Annotated in this window: 9 protein-coding genes; 3 read left to right on the forward strand and 6 right to left on the reverse strand. The window is 67.6% G+C overall.

Annotated features, from left to right (window positions below; translation table 11 throughout):
• Nucleotides 1–49 precede the first annotated feature (49 nt).
• Nucleotides 50–1,123, forward strand: a complete 1,074-nt coding sequence (locus Q9S36_RS18900) for a polysaccharide pyruvyl transferase family protein (RefSeq protein WP_311286470.1) — start codon at nucleotides 50–52, stop codon at nucleotides 1,121–1,123.
• On the forward strand, nucleotides 1,120–2,148 hold the full coding sequence (locus Q9S36_RS18905; RefSeq protein ID WP_311286471.1) for a DUF6492 family protein: 1,029 nt from the start codon (nucleotides 1,120–1,122) through the stop codon (nucleotides 2,146–2,148). The genes Q9S36_RS18900 and Q9S36_RS18905 overlap by 4 nt, the downstream gene beginning before the upstream one ends.
• On the opposite strand, the gene Q9S36_RS18910 is transcribed toward Q9S36_RS18905, so the two are convergent.
• Entirely contained in the window at nucleotides 2,085–3,674 is a 1,590-nt protein-coding gene (locus Q9S36_RS18910; protein ID WP_311286472.1) for a right-handed parallel beta-helix repeat-containing protein, read from the reverse strand. The two genes, Q9S36_RS18905 and Q9S36_RS18910, sit on opposite strands and share 64 nt — an antisense overlap.
• Before the next feature lie 1,069 nt (nucleotides 3,675–4,743).
• Here Q9S36_RS18910 and Q9S36_RS18915 point away from each other — a divergent pair.
• Nucleotides 4,744–6,189: a polysaccharide biosynthesis tyrosine autokinase gene (locus Q9S36_RS18915; protein WP_311286473.1), complete on the forward strand. Its 1,446-nt coding sequence runs from the start codon at nucleotides 4,744–4,746 to the stop codon at nucleotides 6,187–6,189.
• Nucleotides 6,190–6,222: 33 nt separating this feature from the next.
• Here Q9S36_RS18915 and Q9S36_RS18920 read toward each other — a convergent pair whose 3' ends face one another.
• The 5 genes from Q9S36_RS18920 to Q9S36_RS18940 form a co-directional block, all read right to left on the reverse strand.
• Entirely contained in the window at nucleotides 6,223–6,912 is a 690-nt protein-coding gene (locus tag Q9S36_RS18920) for a hypothetical protein (protein ID WP_311286474.1), read from the reverse strand.
• A gap of 33 nt (nucleotides 6,913–6,945) precedes the next feature.
• Complete coding sequence (locus tag Q9S36_RS18925) at nucleotides 6,946–8,817, reverse strand: ATP-binding cassette domain-containing protein (protein WP_311286475.1); 1,872 nt, start codon at nucleotides 8,815–8,817, stop codon at nucleotides 6,946–6,948.
• Complete coding sequence (locus tag Q9S36_RS18930; RefSeq protein WP_311286476.1) at nucleotides 8,756–10,072, reverse strand: hypothetical protein; 1,317 nt, start codon at nucleotides 10,070–10,072, stop codon at nucleotides 8,756–8,758. Before Q9S36_RS18930 ends, Q9S36_RS18925 begins: the two co-directional genes overlap by 62 nt.
• A gap of 70 nt (nucleotides 10,073–10,142) precedes the next feature.
• On the reverse strand, nucleotides 10,143–15,557 hold the full coding sequence (locus Q9S36_RS18935; RefSeq protein WP_311286477.1) for a PKD domain-containing protein: 5,415 nt from the start codon (nucleotides 15,555–15,557) through the stop codon (nucleotides 10,143–10,145).
• Complete coding sequence (locus Q9S36_RS18940) at nucleotides 15,557–16,105, reverse strand: hypothetical protein (RefSeq protein WP_253034995.1); 549 nt, start codon at nucleotides 16,103–16,105, stop codon at nucleotides 15,557–15,559. Before Q9S36_RS18940 ends, Q9S36_RS18935 begins: the two co-directional genes overlap by 1 nt.
• Nucleotides 16,106–16,325 lie beyond the last annotated feature (220 nt).

The raw sequence follows: 16,325 nt of genomic DNA on the forward strand, positions 1-16,325 counted from the left end.
CGGGCCGCGGTGTGCGGCACCGCGGCCCGACGGTTGGAAAGGACACCCCATGCGCATCCTCCTCGCCTGGACGGATGAGACCTCACCGAACCTCGGCGTCCGCGCCCTCGGGCGCGGGTCGAAAGACCTGCTCCGCCGCATCTGGCCGCAGGCGGAGTTCGTGTACATGAACTACGGCTCGAAGCCCGAGGCCGTCACGTGGTCCCCGCGTGGTCTCGTCCGCGAGTGGGTGACCGGCCGCCGCGGCATGCGCGACTGGCTCGACGGGTTCGACCTCTACTGGGACACCCGGTCCGGCGACAGCTTCTCGGACATCTACGGCCTCCCGCGGCACACGACGATGTCGATGATCCACGAGTTCGCGGCGCGTCGACACGTCCCGACGGTCCTGGCGCCGCAGACGATCGGCCCCTTCGGTTCGCGCCGGTCGCGGCTGCTCGCTCGGCGTGACGTGCACCGCTCCCGGCTCGTGCTCGCCCGCGATCCCTTGAGCGCCGCAGCGTCGGCGACGCTCGGGCGACCCGTCGACCTCACGACGACGGACCTCGTGTTCGGCATCGACCAGCCCGTGGCCGAGCGGGGTCACGACGTCCTGCTCAACGTCTCGGGACTGCTCTGGCGGTCGACCCGTCACGGAGACCCCGAGGCGTACCGACGCCAGATCCGCGCGGTGATCGACGGACTTCTCGTCCGCGGCCGCTCCGTCACCCTGTTCCCCCACGTCCTCGACTCCGCCGACCCCGACAACGACGTCCCGGTGGCGACCGAGCTGCACGCGGAGTACGAAGGGCGCCTGGGGCTGGTCGTGCCGCGCGACCTCGAGCACGCCCGGGCGGTCATCGCCGGGGCATCCCTCGTCATCGGGGCGCGCATGCACGCCTGCCTGAACGCCCTGTCGACGGGAACCCCCGCGATCGCGATGGCCTACTCCCGCAAGTTCGCGCCCCTCATGGGTGAGCTCGGCTGGCCGCACGTCGTGGACGCGAGCGGCTCCGAGGAGGTCGCCGACCGGATCCTCGCCGCCGTCGACGACCCGTCCCTGGCCGACCAGGCACGGCAGGCGCAGCAGCGGGGGCAGCGGCTCCTCGCCGACGTACAGCACCTCGTCGAGGCGACCCGATGATGTCGCCCCTCACCTTCGTGACCGTCGTCTTCGAGGCCGAGGTCCCGCTTCTCGAACTACAGGCCCGCTCGATGGCCCGCTATCTCGACCCCGCCAGCGTCGAGGAGATGCTCATCCTCGACAACAGCGTCCTCGGACTGAGCGGGCCCTCCCGTCGCCGCCTCCTGCGGGAGTACGGAGCTCTGCAGGACAGGGTGCGCATCGTGCGCACGCGGGAGCTGATCGACCCCGGCGCCACCGGGGGCTGGCGGAGCCAACAGGCAGCCAAACTCGCGATCGCCCGGCGGATCCGGACTCCTCATTACGTGGTCCTCGATGCGAAGAACCATTTCACGCGCGCGGCGAGCGCCGCGGATTTCGTCGACCTCACCGGTCGCGCGTTCGGACGCTCGCATCCGTACACGACGCATCCGCTCCGCGAGTCACTCGTGAGGACCCTCACCTACCTCGGCGCAGATGCGCACCAGACCGAACGGGCGGTCGCCGCGTTCCCGCCCACCGCCACGCCCTTCGTCTTCGACACCGACACCGTCCGCGCTGTCATGGACGACATCGAGCGGCGGTCGGGCCGCACGTTCCCGGAGGAGTTCGAGCGCCGCAAGCTGCTCGAGTTCTTCCTCTACGCGGGCTGGATCGATACGCGGGGTCCGGGCCTGGCCGCGCTGCGCAACAACCGGTCGCTCCCGGCACCCGCAGTGTGGCCGAAGGCGGCATCCATCGACGGCGTCCGCGCCGCGATCGCGGAGCACCGCCGAGAGGACGCGGCCGTGTTCGCCGTGCACCGCCAGGTGCTCGCCGCAGCAGACCCCGCCACCCTCGCCCGCATCGCCGAGGCGTGGACCACCTTCGGCCTGTTCCCGGATGCCGCCGCCGCAGGCACGTTCATCCGGCGCTTCCGCCGACGGTATCTCCCGGCGATCGTGTGGACCCGCGGAATGGAGCGCGTCCGTCGCGCCGTGGGTCACCGGAAGCGCGCGCCGAGGCTCACCTCACCCGTCGTCAGGTCGGAGACGCCCGCGATCTGAGCGGGGACGGGTACCGCGATCGAGGTCTGCCGCGAAGCCGTCGCCGATCGCAGCGAGTAGTCGTCGTGAACCGGGGATGCCGCTTGCTCGACCAGCACCGACCGCTTGTCCCGCCCGGTGGCGGACGTGAAGTCGGCGAGCGTCGCGAAGCCTTCGGAGGATCCGGCCGCGCCGCGCGAGTAGATCGCGAACCAGCGGGTCGCCGTGGGCGATGCGCGGTGATAGAAGTTGCCCTCCGCTCGCGTCACCATCTGCCCGCCCACGAGGGACCGCGAGAAGTCGTCGACGCACACCAGGCACGTTCCCTTCGGTTCAGCGGAGACGTTGTTGGCGATCACGATGTTCTTGCTCATCCACGGGATGGTTGGATTCTTCGAGCGTCGCGCGTCCTGAGTGACGGCGATATTCCGTTCGTTCCCGACCGCGGTGTTGTTCCAGATCGACGCGGAACCCGCGTTCACGATGTAGATCCCGTTGATCCCGTTGTCAGCCACGAGATTGTCCGCGATGACGGCGCGCTCGGAGAGCTCGAAGACGAGGCCGTTACCCGTGTTGCGGAGACTGTCATTGCCGGCGAACACCACGCCGTCATTCGACTCATCGAACCACGGTCCTTGTCCGTAATTGTCCGCGAAGACGCTGTCGACCACCCTCACACCCGAGGAGCTGTGGATCTTCAATGCACCCGAGACGGGCGCCCTATTGAATCGTTCTCGATTGTTCCCCGAGGACAGCATCCCGCGGATCTCGAGCCCGTCAGCCTGGGCTGCGCCTGCACCGAGGAGCCCATTGCCGATGACCGACACATGCGAGAGCGTGGTCTGCGTGGACCAGGTGTAAAGCCCCGTGGTCGAATTGTCCCGAATGGTGACGTTCGACAGCGTGACGCCCTTCGCCGCGATGATGACGGTGCCCATGTCCGGAACGCTCGTGGCGTACCTGCGAACGCCAATTCCCTGGACGACCGAACCTTCGGAGCGGACGGAAAGAGCACTGACGAGGGTGCTCGCCTCCACCCTCCTCCCGTTCGGGTCCGACCCCACGACGAGCTGGTCCGCCGCAGGGTCGACGAAGAAGCTGCCCGGAGTCACTTTGGATCGCGATGACACCTGTGTCAGCTGCTTCCCGTCGATCCACAGTTGATCCGGATGAGCCGCCATCGGATGAGCGGGGTCGATGAACTTCCATCCCTCCGCAGCACCATCAGGTGCCCCTCGAACGAACGTCGGGCTGGCATCCAGCTGCTGGGTCCATCCGGAGCGAACCCACACATCGCCGGATGCGCGGAAGCCTGTCACTGTCTCCGCGCCGTCCAGCCAGACTGCTTCGGAGCCGTAGGGCTGAAGGGTGACGCGCTTTTGAGGCGGGACGATGACGCTCTCGTGGTAAACGCCGCCGCGGAGTGCGACGGTTCCTCCATTGCGAACCTTCCGCAGAGCAGCGGTTATCGTACGGACCGGTGCCGCAGCCGTACCGACCGCGGAGTCGTTCCCCTTGGGCGAGACGATTACCGCGTTCGCCGGCACCTCGTAAGCGACGGAGCCTGGAGCGCTCGCCCCGGCTGCTGACCGCGCGCCGGCGATCACTTGTCCGGCCCCAGGCACGGGCCCCGGTGCAGGGATGGGCTCCGGCGCAGGGGTCGGCCTCGGCGGCACGACCCCGGGCGCCGAGATCTTCAGATCGTCCACTCCCAGCGGGAGCGTCGCGCTCGATGACGACGTATACAACGAGAAGTCCGCCCCTCCGGCGCCTGCGATCCGCTTCGCGGATGAGTCGGAGTACGTCAGGGTTCGCCCCGCAGCGTCCGCGGAGCCTGCCACCCGGGCGGAGGCGACGAGGGCGACTGTCGTCGACCCGATCGCCTGGATACGGACATCGACAGTTCCGCCTGGCCGGACCCTCTCCCGCAAGCGCCCCGACGAGAAGGTACCGACTGTGACTCCGGACCGCTTTTGGACGCTCAGTTCGACGACACCCCCCACCATGATGCGGACCCCGACGACGTAAGCGCCGCCTGACGTCGCGCGAACACCGTGGGAGAGGTACAGACCGGTGCCCGATGTCGGCACGCTGGGAACCGAAAGCGAGAAGGTGGAGTCGACATCCCGCATCGTGCCGCCGAGGGACATTCGTGCTGTGCGTCCGGGTTGCGGGCTCGAGATCCACCCCCGGCCATCACGAACGGATGCCACGGCTCCGGGCCCCGTCGTCCAGGAACCCCCGAGGTCGGAGATGCCCCATCCCTTCCCGACGGATCGCGCCATGGCGTCCTTCACGTACACCGCGGTCGCGGCCGCGGCGGGCTCACCGGACCCACTCGCGACAGCCATGCCGAGGAGGAGAGCCAGGAGCAGTGCACCCGTTCTTGTGGGCCGGGAGCGTCGGGACATGAGGTCTCTCTTCGAGCAGGGGTGTCGGGGCCGTCAGCAGGGCAGGTCGGGTGAACCTGCTGGGGAGAATCCGCTGACGGTATCAGGGCACTTAGACCGACTCTCTCCGCATGAGAACTCCCTCATCAGGGGATCATCACTCGAGGGGTTCCGGCACCGACCGATACGCCAGCGCACCGGCGTCTCGAGACCGGCGTTCGCTGTCGTGAAGGGCTCTGCGCCGGTAGAGTGGGAGGACTCTGGGGGAGGGGGAGCCATGGCGGACACAACGCCTCGGTCCGGTCATTGGCTGCTGAACGCGCTGCGGAAGTTCTGGTGGGGGATCGCCGTCTTCGCCGTCGTCGGCGGCGTATCGGCGTTCGGCGTGTCCGCGCTCGAAACCCCTCAGTACCAGTCGACGTCCTCGCTCTACTTCGCGCTCAACCAGGGGGCGAGCGCGTCCGATCTCAATCAGGGTTCGACGTACACGCAGAATCAGATGCTGTCGATCGCTCAGCTCGCGACGACGTCGCGGGTCCTCGAGCCGGTCATCCAAGAGCTCGGAATCGACACGACTCCACGTGACCTGGCTCGCTCCATCGACGTGACGATCCCGCAGGACACCGTGATCCTGCGCATCACTTCCACCACCACGAACGCCGAGCGGGCGGCGGCTCTCTCGAACGCGATCGCCGCCGAACTCGCCGACGTTGTGCTGGAGATCTCCCCGAAGGGGGCCGCGGGCGCCCCCACGATCGTGGCCGAAACCATCGACGAGGCTGTCGTGCCCACCTCGCAGTCGTCGCCGAACAAGCCGCGCGACGCATTGGTCGGGCTGCTCGTCGGTGGCATCCTCGGGATCGCCGTCTCCCTGATCATCAGCGCAGCCGACACACGCGTCCGTAACGAGGACATCCTGGCGCGCGTGAGCGGCACACCCGTCCTCGGCGTCATCACCCGAGCCCCTCTTCTCTCTCATCGCGCCGCCGGCATCGCTCAGGAGCCCTTGGGCCGATCAGCGGAGGAGTTCCGCCGCCTGAGGTCTGCGCTCACCTATGCCAATGTCGGCTCTCGCGTCTCGACACTTCTCGTCACGTCCAGTTCTCCCGGAGAGGGCAAGTCGACAGTCGCCGTGAACCTCGCGTTGACTCTCGCTGACCTCAATCATCGGGTCCTGCTCATCGACGCCGATCTCAGACGCCCGCAAGTGCACACGTTCTTCGGCATCGAAGATGCGGTCGGATTGACGTCCGTCCTGTTGAAGGTGCACGACTTCGACACCGCGAAATACCCCTTCCGGTCATCGACCCTCGACGTCCTTCCGTCAGGCGGCACTCCCCCGAATCCTGCGGAGATCCTCGCCTCTGAAGCGCTGGCGAATCTCCTGGAACAGTCGGCCAGTCGCTACGACTTCGTCGTCGTGGACGCCCCTCCGGTACTGAACGTGGCGGACGCGAGCCTCCTCGCCCCCTCCGTCGATGGCGTGCTGTTCGTCGCCGACGCGACGAAGACCCGCAGGCCGAATGCGGCGAAAGCGATCAAACTGCTCGAGGGCGCCGGAGCCCGCGTCCTCGGAAGCATTCTGAACCGCGCCCGGCACGACAAGAAGGCCGGCGAGTACTACGGTCCGGTCAGCCCGGTCCGCGCCGCAGGCGTCGAGAAGTCCGGCTGAGGACCAGTCGCGCCGACCGGCTGATGCGCGCGGTCAGGTGGCGAGGTGTTCGTGGTGTTCTGCGAACTGCGACAGCTGCCCGTGCAGCGCTCTGGCCTGAGCCTGAACGATGCTCAGCACCTTGTGATGATCACGAGGACGCCGGTTGTGCGCATCAGCGATGTCGAGATCGAAGTTGGTCGCACCCCCGCGCCGGCGCGACCAGCGGCGGCGAGGCGAAATCTGCTCTGCACGGACGCTGCCGCGATGTCGGTCGAGTGACTCGGCGAAGGCAGCCAGAACATCGTCGGCGTTCACCCCTGTCTGAACCGGGACATAGTTGGGCTCGATGCGAGCGAGTGCGACGGCCTCACGGAGTGTGAAGGTACGAGACCGCATCGTCGGGTCGAGGAGCGCAACCTCCGCGCGCTCCGCTCGAGTGGCAGTGATCACGAGTCCGGCCGTCTGCAGAGCATCGCCGTCGAGCTGCACGGCGCCTCGGTCCGCCCGTCGCGACCGCGCACCAAGGGGCGAGCCAAGGCCCAGCTGAAGCACCGCCTCACAGGGGGGATGTCCCCCCACGGCAGCCACACCCGCGCTCGATGATCGCCACCGCTCCGGGCCGACTTCCTTCTGTGCAGCTCGGAACTCATGCTCCATCAGTCGCGATCGGCAGACGTTGGCGTGGCAGACGAAAAGTACTTCTGCGCTCATCCGGCCCTCCTCGTGAGCCCTCGGTCGCATCGCGACTGCTCGTGAGACATGCGGCTCACGCGGTCACCCCCGTTTCGACTGACGCGCAGGGCCCTGAACGGCGGCGCGGCTCGAGATCTCGCTGACCTCTCTGAAGTAGGTGTTGTCGTCCATGAGGTTCTCTGCGCTGTCCAGCCCGACGATCGTGCCGTCCGCGATCACCATGACCCGATCGCAGATCGCGAGCGTCGACAGACGATGAGCGACCAAGAACACCACGGTGTCCCCCGCCAGGTCCTGCAGCGATCTTTGGACGGATTCCTCCGACTTGACGTCCAGAGCGCTCGTCGGCTCATCGAGGATCATGACCGCCGGGCGAGCGGCGAGGGCACGCGCGAGGCAGATCCGCTGCTTCTGACCACCGGAGACCAGGGACGCCCTGGCTCCGACGATGGTGTCGTAACCCTGGGGAAGTCGGAGGATGTCCTCGTGAAGGTGAGCGCGGCGCGCGGCATCCTCGACGGCCGCGTCGTCGACGTCCTCACGGAAGAACCGGATGTTCTCGCGCACCGTCCCGTAGAAGAGCTGAGGCGACTGCGGGACGTACGTCACCATCCGTCGCCAGTCCTCGCGATCGATGTCAGACGCATCGATACCGTTGACCGAGAATGTCCCCTCTGTGGGCTCCCGGAGCCGGAGGAGGAGCTGCACCAAGGTCGACTTTCCGGAACCCGAGGGACCCACGATGCCGATCGTCTCACCACGCCTCACAGAGAAGGAGACGTCACGGAGCACATCCGCGCCCCCCTCGTAGTGGAACCCGACGCCGCTCATCGTCAAGTCACCGATGTGATCTGCGCCCCGTCGACCAGGATTCTGCGGCTGTGACTCGTAACGCTCGATCGCATCAGCCAGGTGATGCACGAAGGGTAGCTTCTCGTCGACGGAGGAGATCACCGTCTGTACTCGCTGTCCATAAGTGACGGCGCGGACCAGGATCAGAACGACGGCTCCCAGCGTCGCGACGTTGCCGGCTCCGACGAGTGCGACCACACCGAGCGCCAGGACCAGGACCAGAAGCGCCACGCTCTGGTACAAGGACGGAACCGCTGCTGAGAGGAAGCGCACGCGCTGGGACGGGATCTGCACCGCTCGCAGCTGGGCGTAGAACCGACCTCGGTAAGCGGCGCCGGCTCCGAACACCTCCGTCTCTTCGGCAAGCGCTGCGGCTTCTTGCGTGGTCTTCGCGTACTCGATGTTCTCCGAGCTCAGGACGGTCGCGCTTTTGCGCAAGGAGTTCGAAAGCGGGCGGAGGGCGGCGAAGAGCACCAACGACACGACGGTGATCACCACAGCCGCGACGGGGCTCATCACGACCGCAGACACGAGCAGACTGGCGAACATCAACGCAGCGGAGATGATGCCGGCGATGAGGACGATCGTTTCGGACGTCGCGCGCACCTGGTTCAGCATGACGGATTGGAAGCCACCGTCGCGCTCGGACGCCTTCGACCGCCACGCAGCGCCGACGAAGGCATCGAAGAGCCGAGTCCGCAGGTCCACCATCGCCTGCCCGCCCATGACGGCGGGCAAGTAGACGACCCAAAGCTGCAGGATGCCGCGCAGAACCGCCAGGGCGATGCCCAGTCCCAAAGCCACAGGAGTCGCCAAATCCCAGGTGATTCCACCGAGGCCCACGCGCACGTCGCGATCGTCGGCGAGAGCGAGGGCGAGGGCCGCTATCAGCGTGAGCAGCACAGCCTCGAGGAGCCCCGCGACGACGGAGGCGGCGGAGATGAGGGCGATCTTTCCCCGAGATTTCGAGAAGAACGGGGCGATGCGTCGCCACGCCGCCAGCGATTCCCTCGCGGTCGCCATCGGGGACCTTCTGGATTTACTTTCCGGACGTCGCGACACTTCTTCTCCCCTTTGCGGACGTGCCGAGAGCGGCACCATCCATGATCATGAACTTCGGACGCGGCGCTTCGTCTGATGGTGTGGGCCGTCCACTCGCCGTGATTTGCCCGACGGTCACACCGACGATGAACCAGAGCAGGATCCCGTACTGAGTGATGAACGCGACCGCGAACAGACCCGGAACCTGCGCGACGATCGCCACGAGCCCCGGCGACAGAGCTCTGGACCGCACCGCGAGGACGACGGCGGCGGCGTAGACCGCGAAGAGAGCCGCCGTCGGCAGATAGCCGTATCGCAGCAGGAGAGCGATGAACGCATTGTCGATGGATGCCCGGAAGTTGCCCAGATAGACATCGCCGACGACGAGGCTCTCCCACTCGGAAGCACCGCCGATGAGTCGCACCTGACTCAGCAGAACCGTCAGACCACCGCGATAGTCCGCGCTCCCCCCCGCCTCACCGCCCGCGTCGGCGAAGACGGTGTCGAGGAACGGAACCAGGATCGCCGCCGCGACGATGAGGAGACCGCCCACCGCCCACCGCGTCGCTGCGCCCACGGTACGAAGGAGGATGAGCGAGAGAACCACCGTCAGGACGAAGGTGACGATGCCGATCCTGCTGAAGGTCAGGACGACCGCGAGGCCGACGATCGCCAGACCCAACGCCTTCATCCATGCCTTCGCCCGCGACGCCAGCACGAACGCCGCTGACATGGCGAGTGCGCCACCCAACGCGATGGAGTGTCCGAAAGCGCCCTCGACGCGCACGAATCCCGCGCGTGGCTGGAGCTCTGCCCATGTCTCCTTGAGCGGCTCGGAACCGGGGATGGCCACGAACAGATTCGTCCCCGTCACAAATTCGACGATGGCCAGCGCCGCCACGCCCACCGCTACCCCAGCCACCCACGCGGTGACGGTAGCCGAACCGACACGCTCGTAGACGATCCGCCCCCAGAAATAGGGCAGGACCAGCTCCAGGATCCCCGAGACCGCATACGTCAGTTCCACCTGCTTCGCCGCGAAGAGCAGCACGACGAGCCCGGTGAAGAGGAGCATGAAAGCGTCGGGCCCCGACAACCGGAATCGTCCGCTGTGGAGGGCGACGAAGAGGACTGTCAGGAGGGTGATCGCGGACATGAAGAAGCCGACGTTCACACCCACCCACACGGGCAGGAAGAACACAGAGAGGATCCACACGACGAAGCTGAGTCGCGCCGCGCGGATGAGGAAAACGGCGGCGAGGCCCGCGGCGATGCACGCCGCCAGCCCCGCGGAGATGACTATCGCGCTCGGCATGTGCTCCCCTCTCCCGTGTTCGGTCCTGCCTGCCGAGCGGGCTTCCGCAGCCCGGCCGGCCTCCGTTGCGTCAGTCGATCGGCGAGATGCGGAACTCATCGAAGGAGACGGTCATCGCACTGGTCGATGACGACGCACGCGAGGCACGCAGACCGGCTGGTGCCGCCGCCTGCAGCGCTGCGTCCGTATCTGAAGCGACGAGCTGCCACGCGGTGGGCTCCGTCGCCCCCTTCTGCCACAGCTTCGCCCGGAGCCCGGTTGTGCCCGACGCTCCGGAGGCCTCCACCTTGAGCGAGAAGCTGTCCCCCGCCTTGTAGGTGAGACCGGTGGTCGTCGTCGTCTGGAGGACGGTCGAGCCGCGCTGAGCGACGAGCCAGATCTTGCCGTCCGATCGGAGCCACGCGCTCACCGCGTAGAAGTTGCTGCCGGATCGCCGCGGAACGATCCCGGCGTAACCCGATCCGCTCGCAGACGACACGTCGACCGTGAAGTCGGCAGTGGCTGTGAAGTTGCGGACCGGTGTCTGGGACAGCAGCGCGGTGCGCGTACTCCCGGCGTTGAGAGCGAACCTCCCGACTCCGCCGCCCACGCTTGCCGCGCTCACTGCGCCGTCGCTGATCGTCCAGCTGCCGCCGAGGTCGGACGATCCCCATCCGTTCGACGCAGTCCGTTCGAACGCGTCGCGCGCGAGCACGTGGGCCGGAGCAGGGGCAGTGACCGTCACGGTCCTCTTCACCGAGTTAGTCGCCCCGTCGTCATCGGTGACGGTCAGGGTCACCTCGTAGCTTCCCGCTGCCGAGAAGGAGTGCGAGGTCTTCGCGCCGAGTCCGTCCTCGGACGCGTCACCCCACGCCCAGGAATATGTGGCGATCGAACCATCCGGATCCGACGATGCTGAAGCGTCGACAGACAGGGTCAGATCCGAGGCGGACGAAGAGAAACTCGCGACCGGTGCCTGATTCGGTGCGGGCGAGCTGGTGGTCACCGTCTTTGTGGCGGTGTGGGACGCACCGTCGTCGTCGACGACCGTCAGAGTGATCATCCGGTCACCCGCCGACTCGTAGATGTGCGACGCTGTCTTTCCCGTCGAAGCCGGGGAGCCATCTCCCCAGTTCCACGAGTACGAAGCGATCGATCCGTCGGCATCCGACGACGACGATGCGTCCACAGAAGCCGTCAGATTTGCGACCGAAGACGAGAAGGCGGCGACCGGTGCTTGATTGGGTGCAGGCTCACTCTGAGTGTCGCGGACCGTCAGGTTGTCGAACTTCACCGTCCCGGGGACGGTCGCCGTTCCCGCCATCGCATAGTGCAGGAGGGGCGCACCGGCCTCTTGCATGCCCGCCGTGGAGTCAGTCGTTTCCAACTGCCACGCCGTCGGCTCAGAAGCGTCCTGCTTCCATACCTTCGCGCGGATGGACGTGGGATTGGTGCCGGTGACATCGACTCGGAGCGAGAAGCTGTCTCCTGCCTTCCAGGTGAGACCACTGATCAGCTTCGACGTGATGACTGTGGTGCCGCGTTGTGCAACGAGCCACACCGCCCCTGTGTCTCGATGCCACACCCGGAGGTTGTAGAAGTTCGATCCGATACGACGAGCGCCGAGGCCGACGTAGCCGGCGCCCGCGGAGGGGGCATTGACCAGCGTGTAGTCGGCCCTGCTCTCGGAGTCGCGCACCGTCGACGTCAGCGCCAGAGTGCGTGTCTGGCCGGCCGGCAGGGTCAGCTGTCCCTTGCCGTCCTGGACCGAGGCTACCGATGCGCTGCCGCTGAGGAGCGACCATGTGCCGCCGACATCAGCGGTTCCCCATCCGGACGAGGCGGTGCGACCGAAGGCGTCCGCTGCCACGAACGCAGCCGCCGGAACCTTGGCGACCGAGACGGAACGCTCCGACGTCGACGTACCTCCGAGGCTGTCGGTCACCGTGAGGGTGATCGTGTAATCACCGTCCTCCTCATAGACGTGCGACGCGGTCACGCCGGTCGAGTGCGCGGACCCATCCCCCCAATTCCAGTCGTAGATGAGGGTTGCGTCGTCGGATGCCGAAGTCGTAGAGGCATCCGTCGTCACTTCGAGTTCGTCGGACGCGGACGTGAACTTCGCGACCGGCGCCGCGTGGGTGACCGTGATGTCTTCGGCGCGCTGCGTGGAGCCGCCACGCTCGTCGGTCACGGTGAGCGTCACCCGGTACGTGCCGGCGGCAGCGAAGCGATGCGAGACCGTCGCACCGGAATCGGAGGTGTCGTCCCCGAAATTCCACTGGTAGGTCAGAGGGTCCCCGTCGGGATCGGTCGCCGTACCGGCGAAGGCGACGGTCAGACCTGTCGCGTCGGCGGTGAACGCCGCATCCCGCGGCTCTCCGTTCGGGGGCTGCAGCCCGGAGCCGGTGCGGAAGTGATCCGTCACCTGCGCGGCGGTCAGCGCCGTCGGATACACGGCGGCTTCATCGAGGGAACCGGTCCAGTACGTCGCTCCTTCCCAGCCGTTGTCGCCGCCGATCCGCCAGTATCCGCTGTAGTTCTGGGCAGTCGCGATGTCGTTCTGGTCGACCAGCTGGCCGTCCAGGTAGAGACGCATACCGGCGGACGACTGCGTGGCCACGACGTGGTGCCACTCGCCGTCGTTGAACCCCGGACCGCTCTGGATGATGCCGGCCCATCCGTTCCACACGCCGAACTTGATCGCTCCGTTACCGCTCATGTAGACGTGGCGGTCGTAACTTCCGCTTTCGCCCGTGCGGCTGCTGCCGAAGCCGATCAGCTTGCCACCGTCGGTGCTCGTCGTCTTGAACCACGTCTCCATCGAGTACGTGGTCGGGTTGAAGACCTGCTTGTCGCCCGTGACGCCGGTCTGCCCGTTGGGGCTCAGCGTGATCGAGGAGCCCGCGCCGGTGGCGAGCGCGCTCGGAGCTCCCTTGGTCACCCCACCGAAGTAAGTACCCGGGTAGATGTAACCCGCACCGCTCGAATCCGCCGCGGCGGAACCGGACGTCTCATCGAGGCGCCAGTAGACCGACGGGTTGAGCGCGTAGACGGACTTGCCGTACGTGTCGGACGGTGCCGCAGCGGGCGTCGTCCCGCGGCCGCTCGCGGCGTAGTGGCGAGCCACGGCGTCGAGGCTCAGCGCCGTCGGGTAGACCGCGACGTCGGCGATGGTGCCCGACAGGTAGTTGCTGCTGCCACGGTTGGGCCACCCGCCGGTGTTGTCGCCACCGACCTTCCAGTAGCCGTTGTACCCCTGCGCGGACGTGATGTCCGATCGGCCGCCGACGAGGGCGCCATCGACGTAGAGCCGCATCCCCTCGGGCGACAGGCTGGCCACCACGTGGTGCCAGGCGCCGTCGTTGTAGCCGGGCCCGCTCTCGAGCGTCTGGACGCTGTTCGGGTACACGCCGAACGTCAACCGACCATCGTTGCTGAGGTAGACGTGCCGGTCGTAGCTGCCGGAGGTCCCGCCGGCGTTGTTCCCGAATCCGACGATCTTGCCGCCGGACGTGCTGGTGGTCTTGAACCAAGCCTCCACGGAGAAGGTGTTCGGGCCCGCCTCGGACGTGGCGGTCGAGGCGAAGGAGCTGTCCCCGCCGGCGAACTGCGTCGCCTTCGTGGGCGTGGCCTGGTTCTGTCCCGTGACGCCGCGCGTCGCGCCGTTCACGGTGAGGTCGTCGCTCCCGGCCCAGTCGAAGCCGGCGGTGCCGGAGTCCTCGCCCAGGGGCCAGTAGTGGGTCGCGCTGTCCTCGATGACCGCCGTGGCGTACGCCGATGCGGATGCGGACGTGATCGTGACGGTCGCGGGAGAGCTCTGGACGGTGTTGCCGTTGCCGTCGCGAGCCACCACCGTGTAGGTGTAGGTCTGCCCGGCGACGACGTCGGTGTCCTTCATCACGATGCCCGGCCGCTGCCACCACGTCGAGGCGACGGTGGTCGTCGCGACGGGGGTGGAGCGCCCGCTGCGGCGGAGCTCGTAGGTGAGGTTCATGTCATCGCGGTCCCAGTTCGCCTGGATCTGCACGCGGGCTTCGCCGGCCGCGATCGATCGCGCGCTCGGCGTCCAGCTCGCAGTCGCGATGCGCGGACCCTGCTTGGCTCCCGTCGACGGCTTCGTCGAGAAGCGCACGATGCCCTGGTACCGCTGGTTGTTGACGCTGCCGAACTCACCGGCGACGGAGATGTAGTCGCCGGTTCCCGTGATCGAGAGGCCCGCCTGCCCGAGCCCGGAGGTGTTGCCCACGGTGAAGTCGGGGTACCAGGCGTACGCGGACGGGGACGGTGTACCCGCCCAGTTCTTGTAGATCGAGCTCTCGCTCGGCGTGCGGGGCAGCGTGCCGCGAGCATCGGCCGTGTACGCCTCGAGGTAACGGAACTGTCGGGTCGGCTGCTCGGGCCAGAGGCTGACCGTGTCGCACTGATGGGTGTGGCTCGTCGAATAGACGACTTTGCCCGTCGACCAGACGCCGTAGTGGTCACCGTGGCAGTCCGCGAGCCAGCGGAGGTTCCCCGCGCCGGCGTCGACCGCGAACGTGCCTTCGATGTTGCCGGTCGCCGCGTCGGCGAAGGTCCATCCGGTCCCGTAGACGCCACCAGCATCCGTAGCCAGCGTGAAGATGCCGCTCTTCCCGGCGTTGCCACCCTCGGCCCACCCGTTCTTGATGATGGACGTCACCGCCCACGGGACGGTCGCTCCCGTCGCGGGGTCGAGCGCGCCGATGCCGCGCTGCTCGCCACCGACGCCGTTGACGGTGTAGAAGCGACCGCCGATGATCACTTTCTGGTTGCCCGGCTCCATGACCATCGCGTCGACCTGGAGGTCGGTGGTGGGCGCCCAGGACATCAATGCGCCGTTGCTCGCGCTGAAGGCGGCGAGGTTGGCGCGCGCGACGCCGTTGCCCTGCGTGAAGCGGCCGCCGACGTAGACGGTGCTGCCCGTCGCGGCGACGGCGTAGACGCCGGTCCCGCCGACCGACGGAGCGAATCCGGGCACGAGAGCGCCTGTCGTGGCGTCGAGGGCGGCGAAGTTGAAGCGGGTCGAGCCGTTGACGGAGTTGAAGGACCCGCCGATGTAGATCCGGCTGCCGTCGGGCGAGGCGGTGATGGCCTTGATGACACCGTTGACCTGCGGGGCGAACGGCTTCAAGGCGCCCGTGGTGATGTCGTAGGCGAGGATGTTGGACCGCGGCGTCAGGCTCGTGCCGGGAGCGGCGAGCGGTGCCCGGGCGTTCGTGAACGAACCCGCGGCGTAGACCGTGTTGCCGACCATCGTCTGCGCCCACACGTAACCGTCGTCGATCTGCACCGTCGGGAGCGCGTCGGCGGTGGCGACGTCGGCGTCGCGCTGCAGGAGCGGAGCCGGGTCGGGCGAGAGGGGTTCCGCGGCGTGGGCGGCCGGCGACACTGCCAGCATCCCGGTACCGATCAGCACCGCAGCCGCGAGGATGCTAACGGCGCGCGTCAGCTTCGACGGCTTCCGAGTCGTTGCGTTGTGGATCATCAGTCCGTCTTTCCCGAGAATTCGGCGACGGGCTCCCCGGCCGAGTAGTTGACGCTCACGGTCACGGAGCGATCCGCCGCCGGGTCGAGCATGAAGACATACGAACCGGAGGCGGAGTCGCCCGGCTCGAGGTCGCCGGCGAGAGGCGTGTTGGGCCCGGCGGTGGTGCCGATGCCGTATTCGCCGTCGGCGGCGGTGAGGGTGACGACCGCGGAGTCGAGGTCGGCCGTCTCGCGCGAGTCGTTGCGCGCGGTGAGCTTCACGACCACAGCGGGGCCGGACACCTCGCCCGGGGTCGCCGCCGTCACAGAGGTGGCCGAGACCGAGTCCAGTTCGATCACCAGACCCGTCGACAGTTCGATCGGCTCGTCGATCGGGCCGGTCTCGACCTCGGCGGCGGGAGCCTTCGTCGGCGCATCCGCCTCGACGGACGGCGTCGGTGCCGGCGCATCCGGGTCGATCGGCGTGGGAGAAGGACTCTCCGACTCCTGTACGGCGATCGGCCGTACCGCCGCCTCTACGGCGCTGCAGCCGGCGAGCAGCACCATCCCCGAGAGCGCGATAAGCGTCCCCCATCGCAGCCGGCGTATGCCACGCCCAGCATCAATCGTCCCCACGCGGATCCGACCCCCAAAGTCGTTTCTCGTTCCCCAACGAGAGATCCCGCCCCCAGCAGGATCGTGCACAACATACGTCCCCCCGCTCTTCAGCGCAAGTGCGATCTTCGCGGGCGCTCCGCGGCGGCCTCGTATGATGACCCCGGGGGGC

The sequence above is a fragment of the Microbacterium sp. ARD31 genome (genome assembly GCF_031844425.1).